Annotated in this window: 25 protein-coding genes and 8 pseudogenes; 17 read left to right on the forward strand and 16 right to left on the reverse strand. The window is 69.3% G+C overall.

The window, feature by feature from the left end:
- Nucleotides 1-12: 12 nt before the first annotated feature.
- On the forward strand, nucleotides 13-378 hold the full coding sequence (locus ACH4F6_RS36935) for a hypothetical protein (protein ID WP_397964817.1): 366 nt from the start codon (nucleotides 13-15) through the stop codon (nucleotides 376-378).
- 129 nt (nucleotides 379-507) lie between these two features.
- Here the strand turns inward: ACH4F6_RS36935 and ACH4F6_RS36940 are convergent.
- Nucleotides 508-908 (reverse strand): annotated as a pseudogene (locus ACH4F6_RS36940) (transposase); the annotation flags it as partial.
- A gap of 48 nt (nucleotides 909-956) precedes the next feature.
- On the opposite strand from ACH4F6_RS36940, the pseudogene ACH4F6_RS36945 reads away from it, so the two are divergent.
- Nucleotides 957-1,909 (forward strand): annotated as a pseudogene (locus ACH4F6_RS36945) (transposase family protein).
- A 142-nt stretch (nucleotides 1,910-2,051) separates the two neighbouring features.
- Here the strand turns inward: ACH4F6_RS36945 and ACH4F6_RS36950 are convergent.
- Entirely contained in the window at nucleotides 2,052-3,044 is a 993-nt protein-coding gene (locus ACH4F6_RS36950; protein WP_397964819.1) for an alpha/beta hydrolase fold domain-containing protein, read from the reverse strand.
- Nucleotides 3,045-3,222: 178 nt separating this feature from the next.
- Nucleotides 3,223-4,146, reverse strand: a complete 924-nt coding sequence (locus tag ACH4F6_RS36955; protein WP_397964881.1) for an SDR family oxidoreductase — start codon at nucleotides 4,144-4,146, stop codon at nucleotides 3,223-3,225.
- 136 nt (nucleotides 4,147-4,282) lie between these two features.
- Between ACH4F6_RS36955 and ACH4F6_RS36960 the strand changes: the two genes are divergently transcribed.
- A complete protein-coding gene (locus ACH4F6_RS36960; protein WP_397964821.1) occupies nucleotides 4,283-4,906 on the forward strand; it encodes a TetR family transcriptional regulator in 624 nt (207 codons plus the stop codon).
- A 66-nt stretch (nucleotides 4,907-4,972) separates the two neighbouring features.
- A pseudogene (locus tag ACH4F6_RS36965) lies at nucleotides 4,973-6,257 on the forward strand (IS256 family transposase).
- Between the two features lie 27 nt (nucleotides 6,258-6,284).
- Here ACH4F6_RS36965 and ACH4F6_RS36970 read toward each other — a convergent pair.
- Entirely contained in the window at nucleotides 6,285-7,193 is a 909-nt protein-coding gene (locus ACH4F6_RS36970; RefSeq protein ID WP_397964822.1) for a LysR family transcriptional regulator, read from the reverse strand.
- A gap of 138 nt (nucleotides 7,194-7,331) precedes the next feature.
- On the opposite strand from ACH4F6_RS36970, the gene ACH4F6_RS36975 reads away from it, so the two are divergent.
- On the forward strand, nucleotides 7,332-8,150 hold the full coding sequence (locus ACH4F6_RS36975) for a 3'(2'),5'-bisphosphate nucleotidase CysQ (protein WP_397964823.1): 819 nt from the start codon (nucleotides 7,332-7,334) through the stop codon (nucleotides 8,148-8,150).
- Between the two features lie 41 nt (nucleotides 8,151-8,191).
- Nucleotides 8,192-8,788 carry an NADPH-dependent F420 reductase gene (locus ACH4F6_RS36980; protein ID WP_397964824.1) on the forward strand — a complete coding sequence of 199 codons (597 nt, stop codon included), beginning with the start codon at nucleotides 8,192-8,194 and terminating at the stop codon, nucleotides 8,786-8,788.
- Between the two features lie 204 nt (nucleotides 8,789-8,992).
- Here ACH4F6_RS36980 and ACH4F6_RS36985 read toward each other — a convergent pair whose 3' ends face one another.
- Together ACH4F6_RS36985 and ACH4F6_RS36990 are read right to left on the reverse strand one after the other, a co-directional pair.
- On the reverse strand, nucleotides 8,993-9,361 hold the full coding sequence (locus ACH4F6_RS36985) for a Tn3 family transposase (RefSeq protein ID WP_397964826.1): 369 nt from the start codon (nucleotides 9,359-9,361) through the stop codon (nucleotides 8,993-8,995).
- Nucleotides 9,362-10,350: 989 nt separating this feature from the next.
- A complete protein-coding gene (locus ACH4F6_RS36990; RefSeq protein ID WP_397964827.1) occupies nucleotides 10,351-10,473 on the reverse strand; it encodes a hypothetical protein in 123 nt (40 codons plus the stop codon).
- Between the two features lie 144 nt (nucleotides 10,474-10,617).
- Between ACH4F6_RS36990 and ACH4F6_RS36995 the strand changes: the two genes are divergently transcribed.
- Nucleotides 10,618-11,547: an ADP-ribosylglycohydrolase family protein gene (locus tag ACH4F6_RS36995; RefSeq protein ID WP_397964829.1), complete on the forward strand. Its 930-nt coding sequence runs from the start codon at nucleotides 10,618-10,620 to the stop codon at nucleotides 11,545-11,547.
- Between the two features lie 318 nt (nucleotides 11,548-11,865).
- Complete coding sequence (locus ACH4F6_RS37000) at nucleotides 11,866-12,267, forward strand: hypothetical protein (protein ID WP_397964830.1); 402 nt, start codon at nucleotides 11,866-11,868, stop codon at nucleotides 12,265-12,267.
- Between the two features lie 10 nt (nucleotides 12,268-12,277).
- Here the strand turns inward: ACH4F6_RS37000 and ACH4F6_RS37005 are convergent.
- Nucleotides 12,278-12,418, reverse strand: a pseudogene (locus ACH4F6_RS37005) (ATP-binding protein); the annotation flags it as partial.
- A 152-nt stretch (nucleotides 12,419-12,570) separates the two neighbouring features.
- Entirely contained in the window at nucleotides 12,571-12,735 is a 165-nt protein-coding gene (locus ACH4F6_RS37010) for a hypothetical protein (protein WP_397964831.1), read from the reverse strand.
- Between the two features lie 159 nt (nucleotides 12,736-12,894).
- Between ACH4F6_RS37010 and ACH4F6_RS37015 the strand changes: the two genes are divergently transcribed.
- Nucleotides 12,895-14,121, forward strand: coding sequence for an ADP-ribosylglycohydrolase family protein (locus ACH4F6_RS37015; RefSeq protein WP_397964832.1), 1,227 nt, complete (start codon nucleotides 12,895-12,897; stop codon nucleotides 14,119-14,121).
- Between the two features lie 142 nt (nucleotides 14,122-14,263).
- On the opposite strand, the gene ACH4F6_RS37020 is transcribed toward ACH4F6_RS37015, so the two are convergent.
- From ACH4F6_RS37020 to ACH4F6_RS37040, 5 genes and pseudogenes are all read right to left on the reverse strand, one after another.
- Nucleotides 14,264-14,779, reverse strand: coding sequence for a GNAT family N-acetyltransferase (locus ACH4F6_RS37020; RefSeq protein WP_397964834.1), 516 nt, complete (start codon nucleotides 14,777-14,779; stop codon nucleotides 14,264-14,266).
- Nucleotides 14,780-15,619: 840 nt separating this feature from the next.
- Complete coding sequence (locus tag ACH4F6_RS37025) at nucleotides 15,620-15,901, reverse strand: hypothetical protein (RefSeq protein ID WP_397964835.1); 282 nt, start codon at nucleotides 15,899-15,901, stop codon at nucleotides 15,620-15,622.
- Nucleotides 15,898-16,630: pseudogene (locus tag ACH4F6_RS37030) on the reverse strand (GntR family transcriptional regulator). Before ACH4F6_RS37030 ends, ACH4F6_RS37025 begins: the two are co-directional and overlap by 4 nt.
- Nucleotides 16,631-16,637: 7 nt before the next feature.
- Nucleotides 16,638-16,862, reverse strand: a complete 225-nt coding sequence (locus tag ACH4F6_RS37035; protein ID WP_397964837.1) for a hypothetical protein — start codon at nucleotides 16,860-16,862, stop codon at nucleotides 16,638-16,640.
- A gap of 523 nt (nucleotides 16,863-17,385) precedes the next feature.
- Complete coding sequence (locus tag ACH4F6_RS37040; RefSeq protein WP_397964882.1) at nucleotides 17,386-17,664, reverse strand: hypothetical protein; 279 nt, start codon at nucleotides 17,662-17,664, stop codon at nucleotides 17,386-17,388.
- 119 nt (nucleotides 17,665-17,783) lie between these two features.
- On the opposite strand from ACH4F6_RS37040, the gene ACH4F6_RS37045 reads away from it, so the two are divergent.
- From ACH4F6_RS37045 to ACH4F6_RS37080, 8 genes and pseudogenes are all read left to right on the forward strand, one after another.
- On the forward strand, nucleotides 17,784-18,323 hold the full coding sequence (locus ACH4F6_RS37045) for a transposase (RefSeq protein ID WP_397964839.1): 540 nt from the start codon (nucleotides 17,784-17,786) through the stop codon (nucleotides 18,321-18,323).
- A complete protein-coding gene (locus ACH4F6_RS37050; protein WP_397964883.1) occupies nucleotides 18,320-18,868 on the forward strand; it encodes a transposase in 549 nt (182 codons plus the stop codon). Before ACH4F6_RS37045 ends, ACH4F6_RS37050 begins: the two co-directional genes overlap by 4 nt.
- A 23-nt stretch (nucleotides 18,869-18,891) precedes the next feature.
- Nucleotides 18,892-19,649: pseudogene (locus tag ACH4F6_RS37055) on the forward strand (GntR family transcriptional regulator).
- A gap of 597 nt (nucleotides 19,650-20,246) precedes the next feature.
- Nucleotides 20,247-20,381 carry a hypothetical protein gene (locus ACH4F6_RS37060; RefSeq protein ID WP_397964840.1) on the forward strand — a complete coding sequence of 45 codons (135 nt, stop codon included), beginning with the start codon at nucleotides 20,247-20,249 and terminating at the stop codon, nucleotides 20,379-20,381.
- A 3-nt stretch (nucleotides 20,382-20,384) separates the two neighbouring features.
- Nucleotides 20,385-20,873: a hypothetical protein gene (locus ACH4F6_RS37065; protein WP_397964841.1), complete on the forward strand. Its 489-nt coding sequence runs from the start codon at nucleotides 20,385-20,387 to the stop codon at nucleotides 20,871-20,873.
- 56 nt (nucleotides 20,874-20,929) lie between these two features.
- Nucleotides 20,930-21,184 (forward strand): hypothetical protein, encoded by a 255-nt coding sequence (locus ACH4F6_RS37070; RefSeq protein ID WP_397964843.1) that lies wholly within the window; start codon nucleotides 20,930-20,932, stop codon nucleotides 21,182-21,184.
- A 17-nt stretch (nucleotides 21,185-21,201) separates the two neighbouring features.
- Nucleotides 21,202-21,462 (forward strand): hypothetical protein, encoded by a 261-nt coding sequence (locus tag ACH4F6_RS37075; protein ID WP_397964844.1) that lies wholly within the window; start codon nucleotides 21,202-21,204, stop codon nucleotides 21,460-21,462.
- A gap of 79 nt (nucleotides 21,463-21,541) precedes the next feature.
- A complete protein-coding gene (locus ACH4F6_RS37080; RefSeq protein WP_397964846.1) occupies nucleotides 21,542-22,660 on the forward strand; it encodes a hypothetical protein in 1,119 nt (372 codons plus the stop codon).
- A gap of 183 nt (nucleotides 22,661-22,843) precedes the next feature.
- On the opposite strand, the pseudogene ACH4F6_RS37085 reads toward ACH4F6_RS37080, so the two are convergent.
- The 3 genes and pseudogenes from ACH4F6_RS37085 to ACH4F6_RS37095 form a co-directional block, all read right to left on the reverse strand.
- Nucleotides 22,844-23,101, reverse strand: a pseudogene (locus tag ACH4F6_RS37085) (DUF6236 family protein); the annotation flags it as partial.
- 21 nt (nucleotides 23,102-23,122) lie between these two features.
- Nucleotides 23,123-23,629 (reverse strand): annotated as a pseudogene (locus ACH4F6_RS37090) (transposase); the annotation flags it as partial.
- Nucleotides 23,605-24,201 carry a transposase gene (locus ACH4F6_RS37095; RefSeq protein WP_397964847.1) on the reverse strand — a complete coding sequence of 199 codons (597 nt, stop codon included), beginning with the start codon at nucleotides 24,199-24,201 and terminating at the stop codon, nucleotides 23,605-23,607. The pseudogene ACH4F6_RS37090 and the gene ACH4F6_RS37095, both read right to left, overlap by 25 nt.
- Between the last annotated feature and the right edge of the window lie 141 nt (nucleotides 24,202-24,342).

The following is a 24,342-nucleotide window of genomic DNA, read 5'->3' on the forward strand; positions in this document are numbered from 1 at the left end:
AGGAAGGAAGCCGTGACAGAATCCCCCGGCGCCCGCAGCATCAGTATCGGCGGCAACGCCGTCGGCCAGCTCAACACCGGCGACAACAACGTACTCACGAGCCGACAGGCACCGGACCGTGAGGTCTTGAGCGCCTTCGTCACCATGATGTCCCGCGAACTCGCTGCCATCACCATGGCGGAGGAGCACCGGGCCGGAACACAGGCGGCACTGGTCGAAATCGAAGAAGTCGCCTCGGTCGAGCCGGTAGAGCCCGGACGCCTGCGGGCCGCATTCGCACGCTTCGCCTCATTCCTCGCCGAGGCCGGCCAGCCCGCTCTTACCGCAGTAATCATGACCCTCGCTCTGAACCTCGGGGTGGTCGCGCCACCGAGGTGATCGCCTCTAAACGAAAATTGGTGGCCGCCCAACCGGTCCTGACGGCCGCCTGGCCTACGCGCTGGAGGTTGTCCCGTAAAAATTTTTGAGTGGCCTCGGGCATGGCGGGCCACCGTGCCACCTGTCGAGCTACTGGGCGAGGACGAGGTTGTGCATCCGGGCGATGCCGAGCATGGCGTGGTGGACGCCGTCGCCTTTCAGGCGGCAGTCGCGGAGAACCTTCCAGGTCTTCATGCGGGCGAAGACGTGTTCGACGCGGGCTCGGACCTTGCGGTGCGAGCGGTTGTGTTCTTCTTTCCAGGCTGGGAGTTCGGTCTGCCGGGTTCGCGGCGGTGCGGGATGAGCAGGCCGGTGCCCCGGTAGCCGCCGTCGGCGATGACCGTGGTGCAGCCGACGGCGCCCTTCGCACCGGACAGCTCCCATGCCTTGCAGTCGTTGCGGTTGCCGGGCACGGGCCGGCCGACGGCGACGACGAGCCGGGTGTCGGCGTCGATGACGACCTGGTGGTTGGTGGAGTACCGGTAGCTCTTACGAGCTGGTGTGTGATGGTGGTTGAGGTGTGATCGCGCGAGGGTGGGATGATCCAGTCCGTGGCGGTCACGGTCAACCGGGACATCCTCGCGCATCAGCTGTTCACCGGGGTCTCCCGGTGGCGTCTGGCCTGCTTGGTCGAGGAGTTGGCCGGTCCTTGGGAGGCCGTGGTCGAGGGACGCCGTCGTGAGGCATGTGGCGGGCCCGGGAAACGTGAGGCGGGGGCTGGTGCCCGGCATCGACTGGCGTTCGTCGACCGGCTGGTCGTCACGCCGATCCACCTGCGGCACGATCTCCCGCACTCTGTGCTCGCCCTGTTGTCTGGTGTCGACCGCTCCACCGTCACCCGCGCGATCGGAGAGATACGCGGGCTCCTGGCCGAACGAGGACGCGCGGTCCCCGGCCGGCCCGGCCTGCGGCTGCGGACCCTGGCGGATGTCTTTGCTCATGCCCAGGCCGAGGGCATCGAACTGCGGCTGGATGCCACCGAGGTTCAGGTACGCCGGCCCGCAGCCGGCCGCGGCGGACGAGGGCGTTCGTCTCGGGCAAGAAGAAGCAGAACACCATGAAGGCCACCGTCATCGCCGACCACCAGGGCCGCACGCCGTGGACCGACGCCCTGCGGCCGGGACGCATGCACGATGCGACCGCCGCACGCAACGAAGGCATCAGGATCTGCTTCCAGCACTTCCCCGACGCGCAAGTGCTGCTGGACGACGGCTACCTCGGGCTCCGGCGCGACCACCCCGGCAAGGCGATCACACCGCCCGGAAAACCGAACAAGATCGCTCTGCCGCACGTACACGCCGCCAGAGAAGAGGCCCGGCACAGACACTCATCGAAGCGCATCACCGTCGAGCACGCGCTCGCCGACCACAAACGCTGGAAGCAGCTGACCCGCTGGACGCAGCTGACCCGCTGGACGCACCGACGAGATGTCCTGTCCGACACCTACCGGGCCAACGCAAGCCTCGTCTCCGACCGCCACACCACCGACTGACAAAACCACCACCTCAGGACCGTGCACCCCCAGCACCATCACGCACCAGCTCGTAGGATGCGCCTCCGAGCCGAGGGGGTGGCAATCGGCTCGGAGGCGCCGGTGGGATTTCGGACCGGCGGCATGCTGTCAGACCTGCGGGTTACGCAGCGGTCGGCGTTGCCGGGGCCTTCGTGAGGTGTCGGGCGAGGTAGTCGTTCCAGGTGTGGCGGAAGCTCTCCGCGAGCTGGGACTGCGGGGCGAACAGGTCGAAGGCGTGGTAGGCGCCGGGGTAGAGGTGCAGCTCGACGGGGACGCCGTGGGCGCGCAGGCGCGCGGCGTAGTCGAGGCTCTCGTCACGGAAGACGTCGAGTTCACCGACGCCGATGAAGGTCGGGGGCAGGCCGGTGAGGTCGCTCGCCCGGGAGGCGGCGGCGTAGGGCGTGACGTCCTCGGTGCCGACGCGGTCGCCGAGGATCGCCTGCCAGGCAAGGAGGTTGGTCGCGCGGTCCCAGATGCCGATGTCGGTGATCTCCCGGCTCGAGTCGGTCGTGTTGCGGTCGTCGAGCATCGGGTACTGCAGCAGCTGGAACAGGGGCGTCGCTGCGCCGCGGTCGCGGATCAGAAGCGCGGTGGCGGCGGCGATGCCTCCGCCTCCGCTCTGGCCGGCTAGGCCGATGCGGGTGGGGTCGAGGCCGAGATCGGCGGCGTTGTCGCTGATCCACCGGTAGGCGGTGTATCCGTCCTCGGCGGCGCCGGGTGCGGGGGTTTCCGGGGCCAGGCGGTAGTCGACGGCGACGACGGCGCAGCCCAGTGCCGCGGACAACGGCTTGAGCCAGGGTGTGTCCTGGGCGGCGAAGCCGAGCACCTGCCCACCGCCGTGGAACCACACGATGACCGGCAGCGGTCCGGGCACGTTCTGCGGACGCAGCAGGAGGATCGGGACGTCGGGGGCGTCGGCGCGCGGCACCTGGATCTCGTGGGCGGTGACGGTGGGCTCGTCGGGGAAGGTGTCGGCGATGGTTTCGGCGAGCGCGCGGACGGCCTGGCGTGTGGCGGGGACGTCGGTCAGGTCGAAGACGCCGTTCGGGCCGATCGGCATAGCCTCAAGGGCTGCGGCCAGTTCGCTGTCGATCGCGGGACGGGAGCAGGGCATGGTCTTCCTTACCGGGGTGGAGTCTGCGTCAAGACACGGGAGGGTGGTCAGACCGTCGGTGCGGCGAGGTGGCCGCCGCACCGACGGTCTTCGAGCAGGCCCAGGTGGCTGGGCGACCAGCCGAGCAGGGCCTGGATGCGGCGCGCGGAACGGGAGGGGGATGGAGTGGGGAACGGGCTCAGCTTGTGGGGGCCGCCGGGACGTCGAAGTAGTGGCCTTGACGAAGGTCCTCGATGAGGCCGGGTTGGACGGGCTTCCAGCCAAGGAGGTCCTGGGTCAGCGTGTTCGAGGACGGGTTGTCGGCCGTGACGTGGCCACTGAGGAAGCCGAAGTGGGCGTCGGCCTCGGTCGCCGGGATGCTGACCACAGGCAGGTCCAGTCCGCGGCCGATGGCCTCGGCGATCTCCCGAAAGGGGATGCCCTGGTCGTCGACGCCGTGCAGCCGTGACCCGGCCGGCGCGGATTCCAGCGCCAGCCGGTACAGGCGTGCCGCGTCGAGCGTGTGCACGGCGGGCCAGCGGTTGGCCCCGTCGCCGGCGTAGGCAGCGACGCCCTGGGCCCGGGCGAGGGAGATCAGGGTCGGGATGAAGCCGTTGTGGTCCAGCGAGCTGTGCACGGTCGGAGAAAGCCGGACGACGGACGACCGGATGCCCCGTTCCGCGAGTGCGACCACCGCGTTCTCGGCGTCGATCCGCGGCCCTGCGTCGATCACGTCGGCTTCGGTGGCGGCGTCCTTGAGCCCCGAGAAGGCGAGCAGCATGGTTCCCGACGTGGTCACCAGAGGCTTGCCGGTGCCAGCGAGCGCGTTTGCGAGCGTCTCGATGGCGCGCAGATCCGCCGTGACCGCGCTGGCGAAGTCGCCGGCGAACATGGCCTCGTGCTTGAAGGCCAGGTGGATCACGCCGTCGGCCGCCGCGGCGGCCGCGGCGAGGCCGTCGAGATCGTCGAGGTCACCTCGATGCACCTCGGCTCCGGCAGCCGTCAACGCGGCGGCGGACTTGTCCGAACGGGCCAGCCCGACGACCTGGTGTCCCGCTTCGAGAAGTTCGGGAACGACGGCGGAGCCGACGTGTCCGGAGGCTCCGGTAACGAATACGCGCATGGTGCGCACCTTCCTGCTGCGGGCTCCCCACCGGAAGGCGGGGCCCGGATGTCAGTTCCTGACATCACCGTAGCGCTGATGTCAGGCTCTGTCATCACCCTGATGTCAGAATCTGTCATCGGGGTAGCGTCGGAGCATGAGCCGATGGAAACCCGACGCACGAGGCCGACTGGAGAAAGCGGCGCTGGACCTCTACAACCAGCAGGGCTTCGACGCCACCACCGTCGCGGAGATCGCCACCCGCGCCGGGGTCACCGAACGGACCTTCTACCGGCACTTCGCCGACAAACGGGAAGTCCTCTTCCCGGCCGACAACCCCCTCACCGTCGCCCTCGCCAACGCCTCGGCCGGCGCCCCCGCCCCGCTCCCACCGCTGGAGGTGATCACCCGCGCCCTGACCGAAGCCGCTCCCGTCTTCGAAGAACGCGAAGACCTGGTACGGCAACGTCAGGCCGTCATCGCCGCCAACCCTGAACTCCAGGAACGCGAACTGGCCAAACTTGCCGCATACGCCTCCACGCTCGCCCACGCGCTGCGCGAACGCGGTCTGGAGACCACCACCGCAGCACTCGCCGCGGAAATCGGGATCGCCGCGTTCAAGGTCGCCTACGAACGCTGGGTCAACGACCCCGACCGACACCCCCTGACCCAGCGCATTCGGGAAACCCTGGACACCACCAGGCACCTCATCGCACCCGCCGAACATGCCGCCACCACCGACGACGTGAGCTTCACAGGCCAGGACCCAGGTTCGACGTAATCCAGAGGACCGGGAGCGGGGACTGTAAGAAGAACGGTGTAACTCCGATCATGGAAGAGTGCACCTGTGACCAGCGAGAACATAGCCAAGACGGCCGTTTCGAAGGCTCCGTCGACGACCGTGGATGACCGGTTCATCGAGGAGCTCGTGGTCCGGGCCCGGTCGGAAAGCCTGCAGCTGACGGGCGAAGGCGGGCTGCTCCAGCAGTTGACGAAGCGGCTGCTGGAGTCCGCTCTCGAGGGTGAGATGACCGATCACCTCGGCTATGACCGGCACGATCCGGCCGGGAAGAACGGTGAGAACTCCCGCAACGGCAAGCAGTCCAAGACCGTCGTCACGGAGGTTCGGCCCGGTCCAGGTCGAGGTGCCGCGGGACCGGGAAGGTTCCTTCGAGCCGCAGATCGTCAAGAAGCGTCAGCGTCGGCTGACCGGCGTCGACGAGATGGTGCTTTCGCTGTCCGCAAAGGGTCTGACCCACGGTGAGATCTCGTCCCGTCTGGCCGAGGTCTATGGCGCCGAGGTCTCCGAGCAGACCATCTCCACGATCACCGACTCGGTCATGGAGGGCACGGCCGAATGGCAGGCCCGGCCGCTCGACCGCGTCTGTCCGGTGGTGTTCATCGACTGCATCAACGTGAAGATCCGCGAGGGTCAGGTCGCCAACCGCCCGATCTGTATGGCCTGGGCAGTCACGGCTGAAGGCCACCGCGACATCCTGGGGTTGTGGGCCGGCGGCGAGGGCGGTGAAGGCGCCAAGCACTGGCTCCGGGTGCTGACCGAGCTGAAGAACCGCGGCCTCGAGGACGTCCTCGTGCTCGTCTGCGATGGGCTGAGGGGTCTGCCCGAAGCGGTCGGCGAGGTCTGGCCGCGGACAGTCGTGCAGACGTGCGTCGTCCACCTCCTGCGGGCCTCGTTCCGCTATGCCGCCCGCCAGAACGGGGACAAGGTCGCGAAAACATTGAAACCGGTCCACACGGCGCCGACCGAGGACGCCGCGACCAGCCGGTTCCTTGAGTGCTGCGAGGAATGGGGCGGGAAGTATCCGGCGATCGTCCGGCTCTGGGAGAACGCCTGGGCCGAGTTCGTGCCGTTCTTGCAGTTCGACGCCGAGATCCGCCGGATCGTCTGCACCACCAACGCCATCGAGTCGGTGAACGCCCGCATCCGTCGGGCCGTGAGGGCCCGCGGCCACTTCCCCTCAGAGAACGCAGCTTTGAAGTGCGTCTACCTCGCGGTGACGTCCCTCGACCCGACCGGCACCGGCCGCAAACGCTGGACCAACCGCTGGAAGCAGACCCTGCAGGCCTTCGACATCGTCTTCGACGGCCGCCTCACCGACAACCGCATCTGAGCCCAGAAACCAAACCAGTTACACCGTTCATGGGACAGACCCGCACCTGGCCAGCACGGTCCGCGCCAACCCGCGCAGCCAGGCGTGGGCGTGGTCGGTGTCGTAGCGCTGATGCCACGACAGGTATATCGGCGCCGAAGGCAGTTCGAGCGGGAGGGGGAGCACGACCAGGCCGAGGTCGGCGACCGCGGGCCGCGTGGTGGCTTCAGGGACGCTGATCAGGAGATCGGATCCTCGCGCGAACTCCAACGCGGCCGCTTCCGTGGGCGCGGTCGCCACCACGCGGCGGGTGAGGCCGAGCCGCGCGAGGGCGTCGTCGAGGGCATTGCTGAGGTTTCCACGTCGCGAGACGGTCACGTGCTCAGCGGCGGCGTACTGCTCTGCGGTGACGGTCCTGAGGCGGGTGAGGGGGTGCCCCTGCCTCACGACGATGACGAGGCGAGTCTCGCCCACCTTCTCGGCACGGATGTCCGGTGCGCTCGGGCGGTTGGCGTTCGCCTCCAGGTCGACCTCGCCGCGCCGCAACTCGGGTGTGTCGATGCTCGATTCCGCGACGAAGCGCAATCGCACGCCCGGCGCCTGTCCGCGCACGGCCGCGAGCAGCGCGGGGCCGCTCAAGGCGACCAGGGAATCGTGCCAGCGGAGTGTGAAAGTGCGCTCCAGCGTTGCCAGATCGAGTTCACGGCTCGGTGCCAGCACCCCCTGGACCTGGTGCAGCAGCTCGTGCACCTGTTCCCGGACGGCGATCGCATACGGCGTCGGGGTCATCGTGCGGCCGGTGCGCACCAGGATCTGATCCCCGGTCGTGCGCCGGATTCGGCCCAGACTCCGGCTCATCGCGGGGGCGGTGACGTGCAGGCGCGCGGCAGCCCCGGCCACACTTCCCTCCTCCAGCAGCGCGTCGAGCGCGGTGAGCAGGTTCAAATCCAATTGCATGTGAGTAATCCTAGGCGTGCTTGACATGCATTTGAAGTTAATAAAGGGGCTGTATACCTTCGAGACGAGGGCGCAAGACGGAACGCACACCTTGGCCCGATCAGCCTCAACCCCCCTTCCTCACACGGGAGTACCACCATGTCCGAAACGCTTCAGGCCGCTGACGCCGCCACCTCCGACGCCGACCTGCTCGGCCAGACCGCGATCGCCGTGCGCGCGGCCGGTTCGGCGCTGCGCGAGCGCTTCGGCGAGGTGGTTCGCCATCAGACCCGCGAAGAGCTGATGCGCGCGCTCGCCGCCAACGACGACACGGCCCTCGACATCCTGCGCCCCCGTCTCACGCGCCTGCGCCCGGACGCCGGCTGGGCGGAGGACGAGCTGGACGGCGGCGCGCTGCCGCCCGGTGAATGGTGGGTCGTGGATCCGGCCGAAGGCAACGTCAACCACCTGCACGCCCTGCCGGAGTGGGCGGTGACCGCCACCCTCGTGCGGGAGAACCAACCGGTGCTCACCGCGGTCCACCTGCCGTTGACCGGCGAGACCTACACCGCGCTCACCGGCGCGGGTGCCCACCTCGACGGCGGGCCGCTGCACGTGTCCCAGACCGCGGACCTCGGCCTGAGCCTCGTGGCCACCAGCCAGGCCCGGCCGGACGAGGACGAGAAGGTCGTGAGGCGCGTCGGCTCCTCGATCACCGCGATGCTTTTCGACGCACTCGTCGTCCGCACCGCCGTGCCCGCGACCCTGCACCTGCTGAACGTGGCCGCCGGCCGGATCGACGCCTTCTGGCAGTTCGCCGGCGCCCGCGCGGACCTGCTGCCCGGGGCACTGCTCGTCACCGAGGCCGGCGGACAGATCTCCGACGCCGAGGGCCGCCCCTGGACCCCGCAGAGCGAGAGCTTCCTGGCCGCCGCGCCCGGCGTCCACGCCGAGGCCGTCGCCACGCTCTCACGCTGAGCGCGCACCACCACCTGCACGCACGAAAGGACCAGATCATCATGACCACGATCGCAGTTCTCGGAAACGGCCGCGTCGGCGGCAACCTGGCCACAGCCCTCATCCGGGCAGGGCATGAGGTGACCGTGGCGGACCGCACGCCGGGCGCCGCCGCCGATGCTGCCCGGACAGCCCGGATCGTCATCAACGCCACCCCGGGCGCCGGCTCACTGGACCGGCTCGTCGCCCTGCGCGAGGAACTGCGCGACAAGATCCTCGTCGACGTTTCCAACGCCACCGTCGACGGACCGGACGGACTGCCCGCCGACCTGATCCACCCCGGCTCGAGCCTCGCCGAGCAACTCCAGGAAGCACTCCCCGAAACGCGCGTCGTCAAGACGCTCAACACCATGCTCTTCCCGGTGATGACCGCGCCGACCATACTCGCCCAGACGCCCGACGCCTTCCTCTCCGGCGAGGACCCGCAGGCCAAGCAGACCGTCCGCGAACTGCTCATCGACCTCGGCTGGCGCAAGGAGTGGATCACTGATCTCGGCGGGATCCAGACCGCCCGCGCCACGGAGGCCGCGATACTGTTCGTACCGCACGTGATCCGGTCCAGCGGATTCGCGCCCTTCGCGATCTCGATCGCCCGCTGATCCGCAGACAGTGCACCACCCGCGGCGGGCCCGTATCCAGAACGGAACGACAGCGCAGCCGGGGCCGGCGATTCAGCGCCGGACAGCGACCTGTGGCCACCCTTCTTGGGGCCGTCGGCCTCGCACCGGGGAATCGGCCCAGCTCACGGCGGACGCGCTTGCGGAGCTGGTCGCCGATACCCGCGGTGGCCGCCGGCACCGACTTCACACTCGCCGATCCAAGCACGCGTGCGTGTGCATGGTGCTGGCGCCGGACGACATCACGCTGCCGCTGAAGCAGTGACCTGGCATCGATGGCCAGGCTGCCTGGCCGTAGCCGTCTGCGCCGGGGCCGTCGCCGCGCAGCGGGCTGAAGCCGACGTCCAGGTGCGGGTCGTACGCCTCGGGCTCAAGGCCGAGTTCGTTGGCGGGGTACTCGCCGAAGCGACGGATGTGCTCGGTCAGGTACGGCGAGATGCGGGCCAGGTCCTCGGGGTCGACGACGTGACTGTCCTCCTGGAGCTGGCGCACGATCTGGGCGATGTCCAGGGCGTTGTGGAAGATGACGAGATCACCGAGTGACCGTCGATACACCACTCCAGCGGACGTGACCGACCGGGGTGCCGCACCGGAGGCCGTATCGGCGTAAATGGTCGTGGCTTCGTCCACCCGGTCTCGTATGAAGCAACCCCAGGTGGGGCAATGGCAGAACTACCAGCGACGGGTGTGACACTCGTGCCATCCGGTGCGCTGTTACCGGTGGGCCGAACACCCAGGGGAAGCGGGCGGGTACCTGCAAAAGCGCCCCGGAGCACCGGATGCCAGCGGCCTCCGTTCAGCACCAAAGGCACGAGTGACCTGGCAGGGCCGGCTTCCGAACCCCGCTTCGGCTGAGGAGCCGTCGTCTTCTGATTGATACCGGCGGTGGGGATTCTCATCGGCAGCAGCGTGAACTGCTGCGCAGGGCGACGCGCGTCCCAGGGGATTCTGCGTGACGCGCCGGCCGGCCGTGTTCCAGGGCCGGTGGCTGAGCGTCCCGGCGGTCCGGACCCTCCGAGTCTCCCACGCAGCTACAACATGCCTACCGCACAACTGCGCAATGCGGTGACCTGCGATGGCCAGGCCTGTGATCATTGCGCAGCGTCGTTCTGTCCGAGGTGCCCGCAGTGTGCGGTCGTCGGGGCGGTGTGTGGTCTGCGCAACGTTGTGACCTGCTGTGGTCGCGTCCGTGGGCAGGGTCCGGGTGGTCGTGGTGGGGGCGGGGGAGGGCCGTGGTCGGGGCTGGTGATTGGCGTTGAATCGCCTGTGAGGGCGGGTGTGAGCGGCTACGGTGACGATCACCGTGACGTCATCGCACAGAGGGAAGAGTTGCGCAGGGCCAGCACGCCGAGGACGGACGTGGTCTGCGCCTGCGCAGTGATGCTCATGACGATCCTCGCGGGATACGGCTTTGGCGGCAGCGACGGCCAGGACGCCGACCACGCCGGCGCTGACGCATCGCCGTCTGCGCAGCCGACGAGTCCGGCACCGACGTCTGCGCCGGTGGATCCCGACGCGGCCGTCAAGGCAGCGGTGCTGGCCGCCTACGAGCGCATGACCGCGGAGCAGACGAAGGCGTACCGGAAGGCGTCCGCGAGGGGGACGGAGCTGGAGAAGTACGCCACGCTGGACGCCCTGTCGAAGATCGAGCTGGACCTGTACCGCATGAAGGAATCCGGGACGGTCGTGCGCGGCGGCGCCGGCCACGAGGTGACGGTGACCAACGAGAGGCGTTCGCCGCCGATGGTTCGGGGAGCCGAAGAAGGAGCAGGGCCGTGCGGCCGCCGGCGCGGCACGGATAACCTGCGCGGATGGAGCGGATTCAGCGGGCCGCCGGCGCGGTCGTCGGTTCGGCGGTGGGTGACGCGCTGGGCGGCCCCTTCGAGTTCGGTCCGCAGGGAGCTTTCTCCGCGCGGTTTCCCGCGCCCGGTGCCGGTGGCGAGATGTGCGGAGGGGGTGGCTGGGACCCCGGCGAGGCCACCGACGACACGCAGATGGCCGTCCTGGTCGCGGAGTCGCTGCTGGAGCGGGGCGGACTGGATCTGCCGGACATCTTCGCCCGCTTCCAGCGGTGGGCGGCATCAGAGCCGAAGGACATCGGCCTGCAGACCGAAGACGTCCTGACCAACGGCATGCCCTGGGATCTCGCCGCCGCGATCCATTTCCAGGTCAACCAACGAGCAGCCGGAAACGGCTCCCTGATGCGGGCATCGACCTCCGCGGTCCACTTCGCGGCCGCCGGCCAGGAAGCCACCATGAACGCGGCCCGCCGCATCGCCGCCCTCACCCACGGCGACCGCGCGGCCTGGGAAGGCACCGCGATCTTCCACGAACTCATCCGCGTCACCCTCGAGGGCGCTGACCCCCTCACCGCGCTCCCGGACATCCTGGCCCTCGTCCACCCCGACCACCGCGGCCGCTACACCACGGTCCTCGCGCCCGACTGGCACCCCGATCAGGCCACCGAGTTCAACGGTGCCGTCTGGCCATGCCTGGGCTCCGCCGTCTGGGCCCTGCGCACCACCACCAGCTTCGAAGACGCGATACGCACGGCAATCGACCTCGGTGGCGACACGGACACCGTCGCCGCGGTCACCGGGGGCCTGGCGGGGGCGTACTACGGGCTGGACGCAATCCCCGCCCGCTGGACCCAGCCACTCCATGTCCCTCTTCCAGGCTTCGACGGACGGGTACTGCACCTGGCAGATCTGCTCCACCTTGCACACCGCCTCGGAGGCTGAACCGGGTGCTGCTCCGCGACGGCACTCTCCACGAACTCCAGCCCTCAGCAGCAGTCACCTGACCAGTGGCTCTGCAAGGAGGACGACTCGAACGGCTTCGACATCGAATCCGAGCACCGGATGACCATGGGCACCCTCCGGATGCATCAGTACCGGCGTGCCCAACCGCCGCCCGATCTCCCGCAAGAAGCCGCAGAACACATCAAGTCGCTCCCGCCCTGTCGGCGTGCTCGCCTATGTGCAGAGCTGCGTACGGATGAACGTGCAGAGCGAGGAGACCTGTGAAGTGCGAGCGTCGTGGTTCGAGATGATGGAGCGATGTCTCTTCGCTATTTCAATCAGACCGGCTGGACCGCGATCTTCAATGGCACCGACACCGAGATCGGCCGCATGGTGCGTGTAGAGGGCTGGGACCAGGCGACCGGGACGGCCCTGGTCGTCGATCCGAAGCGTGGCGCCCTGCGTGCGGTGACGGACTACGAGGACTTCTCCCACCTGGAGCGAGCCGATCAGGTCGTGGCCGCGGTGCCTGGTGGAGGGTGGCGGGTGCACTGGAAGGACGAGGGCCCAGGGGGAACGCCGCTGACGGAGCAAGTACTGGCCTGGCTCATCACGTCGCAGGGGCGGGCGACGGCCATCACGGTCGATGCTCGGGGGCATGTCGAGGATGCTGATGGCGCCGACGCCTTCATCCCGCCGGGCGAGGACCCGGTGTCCTGATCGCAGTTGGTCAGGTCACGTCGTTCTCTCGCTCGATGGTCTTGAGGCGGTTCTTGGGCCGGTAGCTGGGGCCGTTGATGGAGATCACTTCGCAGCGGTGGAGGAGTCGGTCGAGGATCGCGGTGGCGAGGACCTCGTCGCCGAAGACCTGGGCTCCTGGACGAGCCGTACCGAGCACGGCGGGCACGACTGGAAGCACTGTTCGCCGAGGGGGTACGGGTCGCGCCGTTCGTCTTGTGCCCGGCCACCACCGACCGGGCGACCGCCGAGGACTGGCTCGACCTGGCATGGGGCGCCCACCGCTCAGCTCCGCCCGGTGCAGACCCGCACCGGGCGGGCGCCCAGCGCCCCGCATACGCACAGCCGGGGGGCGACGTTCAGGCGAGTGGGAAAGATCAACGACCAGGCCGGCAGCGACGCGGCCTCCTCGGCCGACGCGTTGACGACGTGGGCGGTTTTGACGCTCATGCCCGGAGTCCAGGGCCGTGGAGAGTTCCTGCGCCGCAGACCAGGAAAGGGACGCCGAACGCTGACGGTCTTGCTCCTGCCGGTCCTGAGCTGCGGACGAGGTGGTATCACTGCTGTTCGGGGAGAGTGCGGCATTGCGCATTGTTGGAGGGGGAGCGTATGGCTCATGGTGAGCAGGGCCAGAACAGGGTAGAGGTGGATGACGAGCGGTACCAGCCCTACCACCAGGGTGGCATTGTGTGGGACCCGCCTCTCGTGCTCACCCCCGAGCAGGAGCGTGCCAAGCAGGAGAAGGAGCAGGAGCACCGGAGGAAGTTCCTCAGGAACAGGGCGGAGTCTCGAGTACGTGGGATGCTGCTGGGTCTGGCGGTGGGGGAGACGCTGGGGGCCGCTGGGGGCAAGCTGCCGGCCGGTGGCCCGTTGCGGGCCGGTGTGAGTACCCAGTTGGCCTGCTTCACTGCGGAGGGCACCATCCGTGCGATCGTCCGCGGTAACCACAAGGGCATCTGCCATCCGCCGTCGGTGGTCTGGCACGCGTACTGTCGGTGGGCAGCCCTGCAGGGCATCGAGGCCGAGCGGATGCGGCGCCGCTGGGCCCCTTACGACACCGAGACGACGTGGCCGGACGGCTGGCTGGCCCAGATACCAGTGCTGACGGAACGGCGCGGCTCCGCGCCGGCCACGGTGGCGGCGTTGTCGAAGGTCGAGCAGGGCACCCTGGAACGACCGGCGACGGACAGCCGTGGCGACCACGCTCTGACCCGCACCCTTCCGGTTGCCGCGGTCGCCGTCTCGGATCTGGGGTACTGGACCGAGCAGGCGCGAGAGTTCGCCGCTTTGACGCATGGTGACGGGGCGGCGCACTCCGCCACGGCCCGCGCGACCGTGCTGGTCCATCACTGCCTGACCGGCAACGGGGTACGGGATTCACTTCAGGCCGGGTTCTCCGCTCTCCCCTCCCTTGACCGGGGCCTCACCGACGACGAGCACGGGCGGCTCGCTGCAGCCCTCCGGCAGGCCGTTGCTCAGCCCGCCGACGCCGGACGGCTCGCCCAGCTCGCACCGGACGCCACGGCACCGTCAGCACTCCTCGGCGGGCTCTATGCCGCTGCCTCCTTCCCTGACCGTACCGACGTCGAGACCGCGCTGCGCTTCGCGGCCGGCGCACCGAGCGGTGCCTCGGTCGCCTGTGTGACCGGTGCCCTGCTCGGGGCGGCGCACGGTGTCGAGGCACTTCCGGGTGGTCTGGTGAGCCGTCACGAACTGGCCTGGGTTCTCGATACCTTGGCTCGCGACCTGCTGAGCGAAGCCACCGACTCGCCGAGCGGCGGCGAGTACGTTGGGGGCTGGGACCCGAACTGGTGGAACCGCTATCCGGGAGGGTGATTCTGCCGGCAGCCACGCACGGCGGTTGCACTGCTGCATATAGCTACCGCCAGGTAGCGCGTGACGCTGAGTAACCGCCGTAGACCTCGGTTCCCGGCTCTGGCCGTCGGGGTGCGCCTGCAATGCCCGGTCCGATGGAGGTCTAGAGCAGGATGCGGAGGTCGAGCACGGGACCGGTGGTTTCGACCGGGGTCGCGTCCAGCTTCCCGAGAAGGTGGAGCATCGGCTTGTTGCTCGCCGCCACCGTGGCGGCCAGTGCGTGGTGCCCCTCGCGGCGGGCAAGGGTAGCCGCATGTTCCACCAGCGCGGTGCCAAGCCCCCTGGCCTGCCATGCGTCCTCGACCAGGATTGCGAGTTCCCCCACCCCTTGCTGATCGGTGCGCATGACGTTCGTCATGGCGATGATGTACTCCGTACGCTCGGCTGGAGCGGTCACCAGCGTGGTGCCGCGCTCCGGATTAGACAACTGACGCCATTCGGCAGGGGAGATCCCGCTCTTGCCCACGTGGTACCGCAGGGCTCGACTGCCCAGCGAGCAGCGGCGGTGCAGTTCCTGCACTGGCACCAGGTCGACGGGGGACGCCTCCCGGGTTCGGGTGGCGGTTCCATCGATCAGCGTGATCGAGTGTGCGTCCTCTCGACGGTCGGCGTCGGGCATCGATGTTCTCCTCGCATTGCGATCGTGACTGCTGTATCGCAGGCTCCGAGTCCGGAGCGCGGCCTTGCTACCGCAGCAGTCTTTTGCGGGCTCCGGGCCGACTCAAGAGGACTTCGCGTCACATCGATTGCGCTCCGCTTATGTTCAAACACGGAGAGGCGCGAAAATCTGACGGAATCACACCCGTTGTCGACGCCGATGCTGCGTACCACTCACGGCATCGCTCCAGGATTTACACGCAGGGCCAGGCGGCCCTTGCCGCCTGGACAGGCCGATGAACGTCCGAACTTCGCATATGCGATCCACTTCGTACTCCGCCGCGCACCTGATCCGCAGCTCCTGCTCCGTCGGCCTGGCCCACGCCGACGCGCTGCGCCGCCCGACGGCGGCCGGCGAGGTCGATCCGACCCGCCCCTGGACGCTGCTGCGCGGCGCCCTGGAGAACTTCGCCACCGGCCTGTGGCTCTGCTGCGGCGCCGGGTGCAGCGAGCGCCGACACCGCGCCCTGTCGCTGTGGGACGAGGACATGCGCAACCGGCAGCAGCACGGGACGGACACCGGCCACCCCCGCACCCGACCGCGACGGAGGCCGACGCCGCTCTCGCGGCCCTTCCGGACCCGGCGGGCACCTCAGAACAGACAAAGCAACCGTCCTTGTGCGAGCGGTGCTGCTCCCGGCGAAGCGGTGCCGGGTCTTCCAAAAGCATGTGAGCCCACATGACAGAACGGGGAGAGAAGCCCAGGGCCGCGGCCCGGGTTCCTCTCCCCGTCGAGATGAAGCGGAGTGTGCCGTCAGCCGTCGCTGCGCGGGGCCGTCCAGTCAGGGGCGGTGCGGCGCGCTCACCGCCAGGAGGCGTTCCGGCTGGTCGTGACGCGGAGCACGTCTCGCAGGGCCTCGGTCAGTTCCTGTGCCAGCCGGCGCAGGTCTTCCGGTGCGGCGTTCTTGTCGTCGAGGGTTTCCGAGGCCTGGTCCAGCAGCTCGGCTGCCGTTCCCAGTTGTACCGCCTCGATGTTGTCCGCCAGGCGGGACATGTAGCCGCCCCTGTCGTCGGTGCTCAGGTAGCAGGGCTTGCCCTCCGGTCCCGACCACGGGAGGAGCCGCAGCTCGTTCGGTGCCGTCATGCTTGCGTCTGCCTCTCGTCGGTCGTGTGGTGGGTGGTGAAGACCGCGTCGACGCGGTCCCCTGGGAACACCAGGAGCGCGGCCTCGACGACTCGCCCGGTGGGGTCGCTCGCGACGCGTGTGATCGCGAGGACCGGCGCGGTGGAGTTGGTCCGGAGGGTCGATGCCTCGTCCGGTGCCGGTGGACGGGCACAGACCGTCTCCCGGACAGCGGCCGGCGGCACGCCGAGGACGGCGAATCTCGTGATCGCCTCATGGCACGCCGGTTCGTCGTCGAGCACCCCGGCCGATGCCAGGTCTCGCGGGAGGTAGACGCGTGCCAGTCCGTGCGGTGCCTCCCCCTCGTGACTGACGCAGACGAACTCCGCGAGGGGGCTGCCCGGCGGCACCTTCAGCAAGGCCGTCAGATGCCCGTGTGCCTGCGTCATGGTGCTGCGTACGGTGACGCGCAGGGCGGCTTCAGCGGCCGTCCACGGGTCCAGCGTCCCCCATCCCCCGACGTGCACGAGCTTGCGGAGCGAGCGGCGGACGGAAGTTGCCCTTGCCGTGGATCTTCTCGACGAGACCTTCGCCCTGGAGGACCGCGAGGGCCCTTCGCAGGGTCACCGTGCTGACCTTGTACCGGTCGGCCAGGCCGGCCTCGGACGGCAGGCGTTCGCCGGGTTTGATGCGGCCGGTCCTGATGCGGTGCCGGGGGTCGTCGGCGATGTCGTGGTGGCGCGAGGACACGGACCGGTCACCGCCTTCTCGTCATCCGCACGGCGACGAGCCGGGTACGCGTGTGTATGGTCAGCAGCTCGCCCGACTCGAAGAGCAGTTGCTTGGTGCCCTGGGGAAGTTGGAAGAGGTCCTGCACCCGGCGGGCCCGGCCGCCGAGCTGGATGACGTCGCCGCGCTGCACCGTGGCCGCGGTCACCTCGATGTGGGAGGCCAGCGCGCTCCTGGGGGTCCGGTCGATCACCGTCCCACCTCCGCACGCGTGGACCGGTCGACCATCGAGTGGCACGTGCAGTCGCACGCCTCGTAGACCACCGGGAGGTCGACCGGCGCCGATGCCGGGGAGGATTCCGCGCAGGCGGGATGCGTGCCGATCCGGCATGCGGTCGATCCGTAGGGGACGGCCGCGGTGTCGGCGAGGTGAGGCCGTTGGCGAGGTGTCATCCGTGGACCCCCACGAGAGCTGACCATGCCTCGGCCGGCAGACGGGGAGCGACGACCACGGAACGCATCCGTACGCGCCTCTCCCGAGCCGGCACGTACGGGCGGACAAGCGCGACGTCCTCGCCTGGGAGGGGGTGCCTGCGGATCGCGCCGTCGATGGCCTGGCCCGGGGTGGCCGTCGGTTCGTCGGCGGGCACGAGGGAAGCGGGAACGGCCGGCGGTCGGTGGGGCGTTAAGGGGCGGCGGTGCCTGCCCTTGGGGAAGTACCGCGCTCCGGTGAGCGAGGCGGCACGGCGGATACGGTTGAACACGCTGCTCAGCTCCTATCGCTGATGGCTCGGTCCCCGGACATCGCCCGTCGTGAGGGCCGCTTTGCGTACGGCCGCCCAGAGGGTGCGGCCGTTCAGGCTGGTGGCGAGGAGCCCGAACCGATCGGCCTCGGCCACCGCTTCGAGGACCTCCCGCCACAAGTCGGCCGAGAGCGATTCCGGTACCTCCGCCTCGACCGTCGTGTGCCGGTCGTGCTCCTCCACGCGGGTGAAAAGCCCGACGGCGGACAACCGGGCGGCGATGGCCGCTGCGCTAACTCCCGAAGCGGGCACAGGGCAGCCTCCGGCACCGGTGATCACTTTCAGTGAAGCTGGCTAACTGGATTACTGACCTTTGTGGCGTGATGTCGTTGGGGGATGACGATGTGTGATCGTCGCGGTATGCCGGTTGTGTGAGATATCCGCAGGGTGGTGGGCTGACGCCTGAACGGCAGGCGTTTCGCGAGCGGATCCGGCTGGAGGCCGCGGAGCGATTCGCAGTCGGTGCCTCCAACGCCGAGGTCGCCAAGGAATTACGGGTGAGTGTGCGCTCGGTGCAGCGGTGGCGCCGGGCCTGGCACGACGCCGGCGCGGAGGGGCTGCGGTCTGCCGGACCGGTATCGCTGCCCAAGCTGAGCGAGAAGCTGTTCGCCGTGCTCGAGCAGGAGCTGGCCAAGGGGCCGGTCGCCCATGGCTGGTCGGACCAGACGTGGACGCTGGCGCGGATCAAGACGCTGATCGGGCGCCGGTTCCACAAGAGCATGACGCTGTCGGCGATCGCGCGGATGCTGCACCGGCACGGCTTCAGTCACCAGGTCCCGGCCCGCCGAGCGGTCGAGCGCGACGAGGATGCCGTCACCGGCTGGGTGAAGGAGACCTGGCCCCAGGTGGAAGGTCCGTGGCGGCGCTCGACGCCTGGCTGTGCTTCGAAGACGAGGCCGGGTTCTCGATGACGCCGCCCACCGCACGGACCTGGGCCCGACGCGGACACACACCCCTCATCCGGGTGAGGGGACGCTCCCAGCGCCGCTTCTCCATCGCCGCTCTGGCCTGCTACAAGCACGGTGAACGCTCACGGCTGATCTACCGGCCCAAGCGGCATCTCGATCACAAGCGCGGCGGCAGACGCAGTTTCACCTGGACCGACTACCGCGACCTGCTCATCGCCGCCCACCGGCAACTCGGCGCACCGATCGTGCTGGTGTGGGACAACCTCAACGTCCACAGAGACCGCCGTTTGCGGGAGTTCATCGACACCCACGACTGGATCACCTGCTACTTCCTGCCGGCCTACGCGCCCGACCTCAACCCCGTCGAGGGCATCTGGTCCCTGCTGCGGCGCAGCAGCCAGACCAACACCGCCTTCACCGACCCCGACCACCTCATCAGCACCCTCCGTCGTGGTCTCCGCCAGATCCAGTACCGCAGCAACCTCATCGACGGATGCCTCGCCGAAACCAGCCTCACCTTGACGACACCACGGCGCCAACGTCAGTAGAGCTAGTGGACTAGATTTTCCATATGCCTGGGCAGCCGCCCTATCTCCGCGTCGCCGACGAACTCCGGCGGCGGATCGCGGAGCACGTGTGGGAGCCGGGGGATCGTCTGCCGTCCCGCGCCCAGATCTGCCAGGAGTGCGGGGTCGGGGAGAACGTGGTCCGTCGGGCTCAGGAGCTGCTGATCTCCCAGGGTGTCCTGGAGGGCCGTGCCGGTTCGGGCACGTACGTCGCCGAGCCCCGGCAGCGCGTGCGCATGGTCCGGTCGTCCGCGCGCGAGCGGCCCGACGGGTCGCCGTTCCGTGCGGACATGAAGGCCTTGGGCAGGCAAGGGGACTGGGAGAGCCGGACCGACGCCAAGGTGCCGGCGCCCGCGGACATGCGGCGCGGCTCGGCATCGCCGAGGGCGACCTGTGCGTCCGCACGACGTACGAGTTCCTGGCCGACGGCAGGCCGGTGCAACTGTCGACGAGCTGGGAGCCCTACGACCTCACCGCCGGCACACTCGTCGTCCTCCCCGAGGGAGGGCCGCACGCCGGGGCGGGCGTCGTGAACCGCATGGCCGCGATCGGCGTCACCGCCAGCCACGCCGTGGAGCAGCCGGAGCCGAGGCAGGCGACCGCCGAGGAGGCCCCGCTCCTGGGCATCCAGAAGTCCGCCCTCGTCACGCACGTCCGCCGGACGTACTACAGCGACCAGGAGCGCCCCGTGGAGACGGCGGACATCGTGGTGCCCGCCGCTCACTGCGAGATCGTCTACGAGATCCCCGTCGACCGTCCGTAGCGGCCCGCCGGATCGCGAGAAGCAGGTCTGCGGGTGCCTCCTTCACCTTCGGCGCCGGACGTACCAGCCCGCCACCAGCACGATGAACATGGCGATCACGAAGGCCCACACCGTCGTTGCGGTGTGGTACGAGCGGTAGGCCACCAGAGCGAGCATGTACAGGCGGATACCCGGGGCAGGTGGCTCCAGCCGGCATGCGTCGCCCGCCCCTCTGCCGAATGGGTGTCGAAGACGCCGCACACTCGTGGCCACCGCCCGAAGAACCCGAGGTCAGAGGGCACGGGCCGGTAGTCTCGCCAGGTGCCTTCCAAGGGCCCGGGCTGTCGCCTCCGCCTCCGGACTGGGTGCGCTGCCGAGGGCGGCGGCGAGCTCGGCGCGGGCCCGCTCGGCGTACTCGGCCCGGGTCGGGGTGGGCCGACGCGATCGGCCCCGTCGGCCAGCAGCGCCACACATCCCAGCCCCGTCAGAACAGGGGAGGCCGTGACTGCTGAAGGGGAGGCCAACCGGCCAGCGTATGGCTGATCTGAGTCTTTGCCCTGTCAGGGTCTCGGGGCGGATCGAGAATCGGGAAGTTGGCGTCCGACATGGGAGAAACCCTTGATCGACCTGCACAAACCGCTGGAACCGTCCGACAATTACCTCGGCGACGGCGTGAAACGCTGGCACGGCGCTACGGCCACGGCCGCCTTTACGGGGCGCCGTGGGTACCGGCGCACCGCCTTCGAGGAGTAGACCATGTGGCCCAGCATCGTCGCCGTGCTCGGCACCCTCGCCGGTGCTGCTCTCGCGGGCTACGCGCAGCGCGCGACAGACCAGCGAGCGCGGGACGCCGCGCACCGTCAGGAGGTGACGCGCGCTGTCGCGGATCTGCTGGAGGCCGTGGTCCGGCACCGGGAGGTGCACTGGCTGGCCGTGGCTGCCCGGCGAGCGGGCGATTCCGAGACGGTGGAGGAGCGCTCCGCGCGGGCTTCAACCCGCAGTGCGGCCACCGTCGCGCGGGACCGGCTCGGGCTTTTGGTGCTCACGGATCCCGCGCTCCTCGGTGCCGCTGAGACAGCCTGGAGGACGGCGATAGAGCTTCCCGACATCGCCTTGGGCCCGGTAGTCGACGGGCGATTTCAACCCGACGTCGAGACCGCCCTGGAGGCCGCCCGGGAACGGTCCCGGAGCGCGCATACGGCACTGCGGATAGCGGGGGCGGCATACATCAATGCCGACCACTGATCCTCCGACGAGCAGTCCCGTCTCCGGCGGGGGAAGGCCACCAGGAGTTCGGCTCTATGATCTGCGCGAGTCCGGCACAGAAGGCGGCACGCGGGCAGCAGCCGAAGACCGCGGTCGCGGACGAGACCGGTGCGCAGGCCTGCCCGCCGGACGTCTGGTACAAGGTGGTGTCATCGGGCGCCTCCTACGAGGCGATCGGCAGCACGGCCGGCAGGTACAACGCGAGCTCCACGGCGTCGACCCTGCGCTACGACCTGACGGCCACCAAGTCGAAGCAGACGAGCTGGGGCGCCGAGCTCGGGGGAGCGTGAGCTGGGGGATCGTGCAGGTGGAAACCAAGACGAGCTTCGACATCACCAACTCCACCACCAGTGGCAAGACGGTGTCGAACACCATCAACGTTCCGGGCAAGAGCTACGGCTACACCACGCCGAAGATCGAGCGGCGCAGGTTCACCGTGGAGAAGTGGCAGGACACCGCCGGCTGCAGTGCGCGTTTCCTGGGCAGCATGGGAACGCTGAGCGGGATCACCGCCTACCCCTTCTTCTCGGAGTGCACGGCCAGGAGTGCCTGCACGCCCAAGCCGTAAGGCCACCTCGCCGGGAGCGGGCCGACCACCCGCTCCCGGCACCAGGTACGACCTCTGACGACACTGGGGGGAAAGCCCGATGGTCCACAAGACGACTCCCATCACGATGCGCCGACGGCGATGGGGTGCCCTGCTGGCCCTGGGCATGCTCACCGCCATGGCCGGCGCGTGCGGACCGGGCGAGGACGACGATGACAGCCGGTCCGCACCGCATGACATCGTGGTCGATCTGGGGGGCGAGGTAGCCGTCCTGGACGATCTGAACGCATCGCCCCGGGTGGTCGGCCCCCGGCCGGCCGGAGCCGAGAACGCCGACTCCTACCGCCTGGCCGGTCCGCGACAGCTGGCCTCCGGCCAGATCATAGGCATCCGCGACGGCGGCGTCGTGGCCATCGAACCGCGCAACCCCGACAGAGCGGTACTCCTCGGCCGGGCCGGCGCCTGGTTCCCCGCCGCGGACGGCGAGCGGCTGTGGGCCGTCACCGAAGAACCGGCCGACACCGCCTGCCCCGGACAAGAACTGCCACAAACAGTTACGGCTCGCTACACCGCGACCCTGTACGAGACGTCCGGCCGCCCCTCCCGCACCACCCTGAAAGCGGCCTGCGGCCTGCAACCGGTCGCCGACACCGCCCAGGGCCTGCTCGCCGTGCGCACCACCGGCGACGCGCAAGGAGGCGGCACCGGCGTACGAGCGGTGACCGACATCGTGCTCCTCGACGCCCGGGCGGCCACAGCCACCGCAACCGTCGCCACCGACGCCAGCCTGCTCGCCGCCACCGGCGACCACGTGATCTGGCACGACGACACGTGCACCAAAGCCACCTGCACGCACGTCTACGACCTCGACCAACGCAAGAACGCGCCCGCTCCCTCCTGCAAGAGCGGCGACACCGTGGGCACGGGCACACTCGACCCCAGCGGCCACTGGTACGTCAGTGCTCTGCGTACCAACCGCCTGGCGGTCCTCGACCTGAACGACAACACCTGCCACGAACTCGACACACCTCCCGCAGCCGGCTCGAGCGACCTCGACCAGACCTTCGCGATCGCCTGGGCAGGCCCCCACGTACTCCTGCTCGACCAACGCTCCGGAGACCTCACCTCCGTCAACGCCTCCCACCACAGGACCGACCAGCGCACCGAACCGCTCCCGGTCGTCGACCAAGCCCAGATCTGGAGCGCCTCCACCGACTGAGAACGGCGGCGCGCCGAAACCCGTCGCGCAGCCCGCCGCCACCTGCTGCCTGTTCACCGGTGCAGGGACTGTGCTGTAGCCGTCTGAAGTGCCTGACGCTATGCGTCAAGCGGCACTTGGACGAACTTTCCTTTCACCTTCCGGAGTGGAAATGTCCCTGGCGGCGCCTCGCCTCGTCGCGCGTCACGTGAAGCGGGTGATCCGGCGGAGGAGTGACGGCGGTGTGAGGCCGCGCTGGACGGCCAGGAGGTACGCGGCCGGGTTCTGTGCCTTCAAGGCTTTGGTCTGCTGGAGGTGCGTGTGGCGAAGGTTTGCGAAGGTCAAGGCTGCTCCCACCGCGCCGCCGAGCAGCGAGTGACCGGCGAGGGCGCCGGCTCCGCCGGCCAGCGCGGGGATCTCGAACTTCACGTTGAGGGCGCTGTAGACGGTGTTGATTCCTTGTCCCTTACTGACTTCGGCTGGTCAAGGTGACGTGGGTTCGTCGGGGGTCAGGCCGGTGCCGGCTATGAAGCTGTCGAGGGTGCCGGGCCGGTACTGAAGGCGCTTGAGCCGGTTGCGGACGAGGGCTTCGAGCCGGTCCAGGGCAACGACGGCAAGGTGGGCCAGAGTGCGTTTGACGTGTGCCCATACCCCTTCGACGGGGTTGAGGTCGGGTGAGTAGGCGGGCAGCAGGAACACCGTCAGCCACTCGCGCTCGGCGATCAGCTCGCGCATGGCGTGGGAGACGTGGGTGTTCAGCCGGTCCCGGACCAGCACGACCGGTGCCTTGACGAGCTGGTGGACGCCGTCGACAAGCGCGATGAAGTCCCGCTCGCTTATGCTGCGGCGTGTGCTTTTGCCCGCTCGGTGGGTGCGCAGACGGTGGCACAGCCGGGTGCGCGAGCCCGGCCGCATCGCGATCAGCCCGGCCACCGACAGACGCCCCGAGCGGCGCCCGCTGACGGTCACGACCGGGGTGCGCCCTCGCCGGCCCCAGGTTCGTCCCCGGGGCGGCTTCCGGGTGAACCCTGCTTCGTCCTCGAAGCAGAGGTAGCCCCCGCAGGCCGCCCGGGCCCTTTTACCTCCGCCCAGGTCCCCTCCTTCCACGCGGTCACGGCCTGCTCGTCGCGCTCGGCGACCCTGCGTGCGGGGACCTGCGGGCTGAAGCCGAGCCGGTGCATCAGCCTCGTGGCGCCGGAGACGCTGTAGGAGACGTGGAACTTCCTGCCGATCAGCGTGGCCACCCTCGAGGCGGTCCACACCTGGTCCTCCACCCAGCCGTGGGCAGCCGGGCCCTCATCGAGGTACGCGGCCAGTTTCTCCAGGCAGCGCGGGGACAGCCGGCAACGGGATCCGCGCGGGCCGCGGGAAGCGAGAGCTTCACGACCGCCATCCCGCCACAACTGGTGCCAGTGGTAAGCCGACTTCACGCTCACCCGCAGCCGCCGTGCGACCTCCGACGGCTTGATCTCCTGCTCGAACCACTCGGCCGCCTGCATCCGTACTGACTCACGGCGCCGACGTCCCGCAGGGGGCAACCCGCCCCCATCCGCATATCTCACACCACACGGATACAGCCGCCCACCCACACCCATCAGAGGCTTCGCAAAGATTCACCCTGACGAGCCGAAGTCAGTAAGCAGGGCTCTGTCGACGAATGGCGGAAAGCAGCGGAAGCGCACTCACAGCCATAGTGCGCCGGC

Origin of the sequence: Streptomyces sp. NPDC017936 (assembly GCF_044328485.1) — a bacterium.
GTDB lineage: Bacteria > Actinomycetota > Actinomycetes > Streptomycetales > Streptomycetaceae > Streptomyces.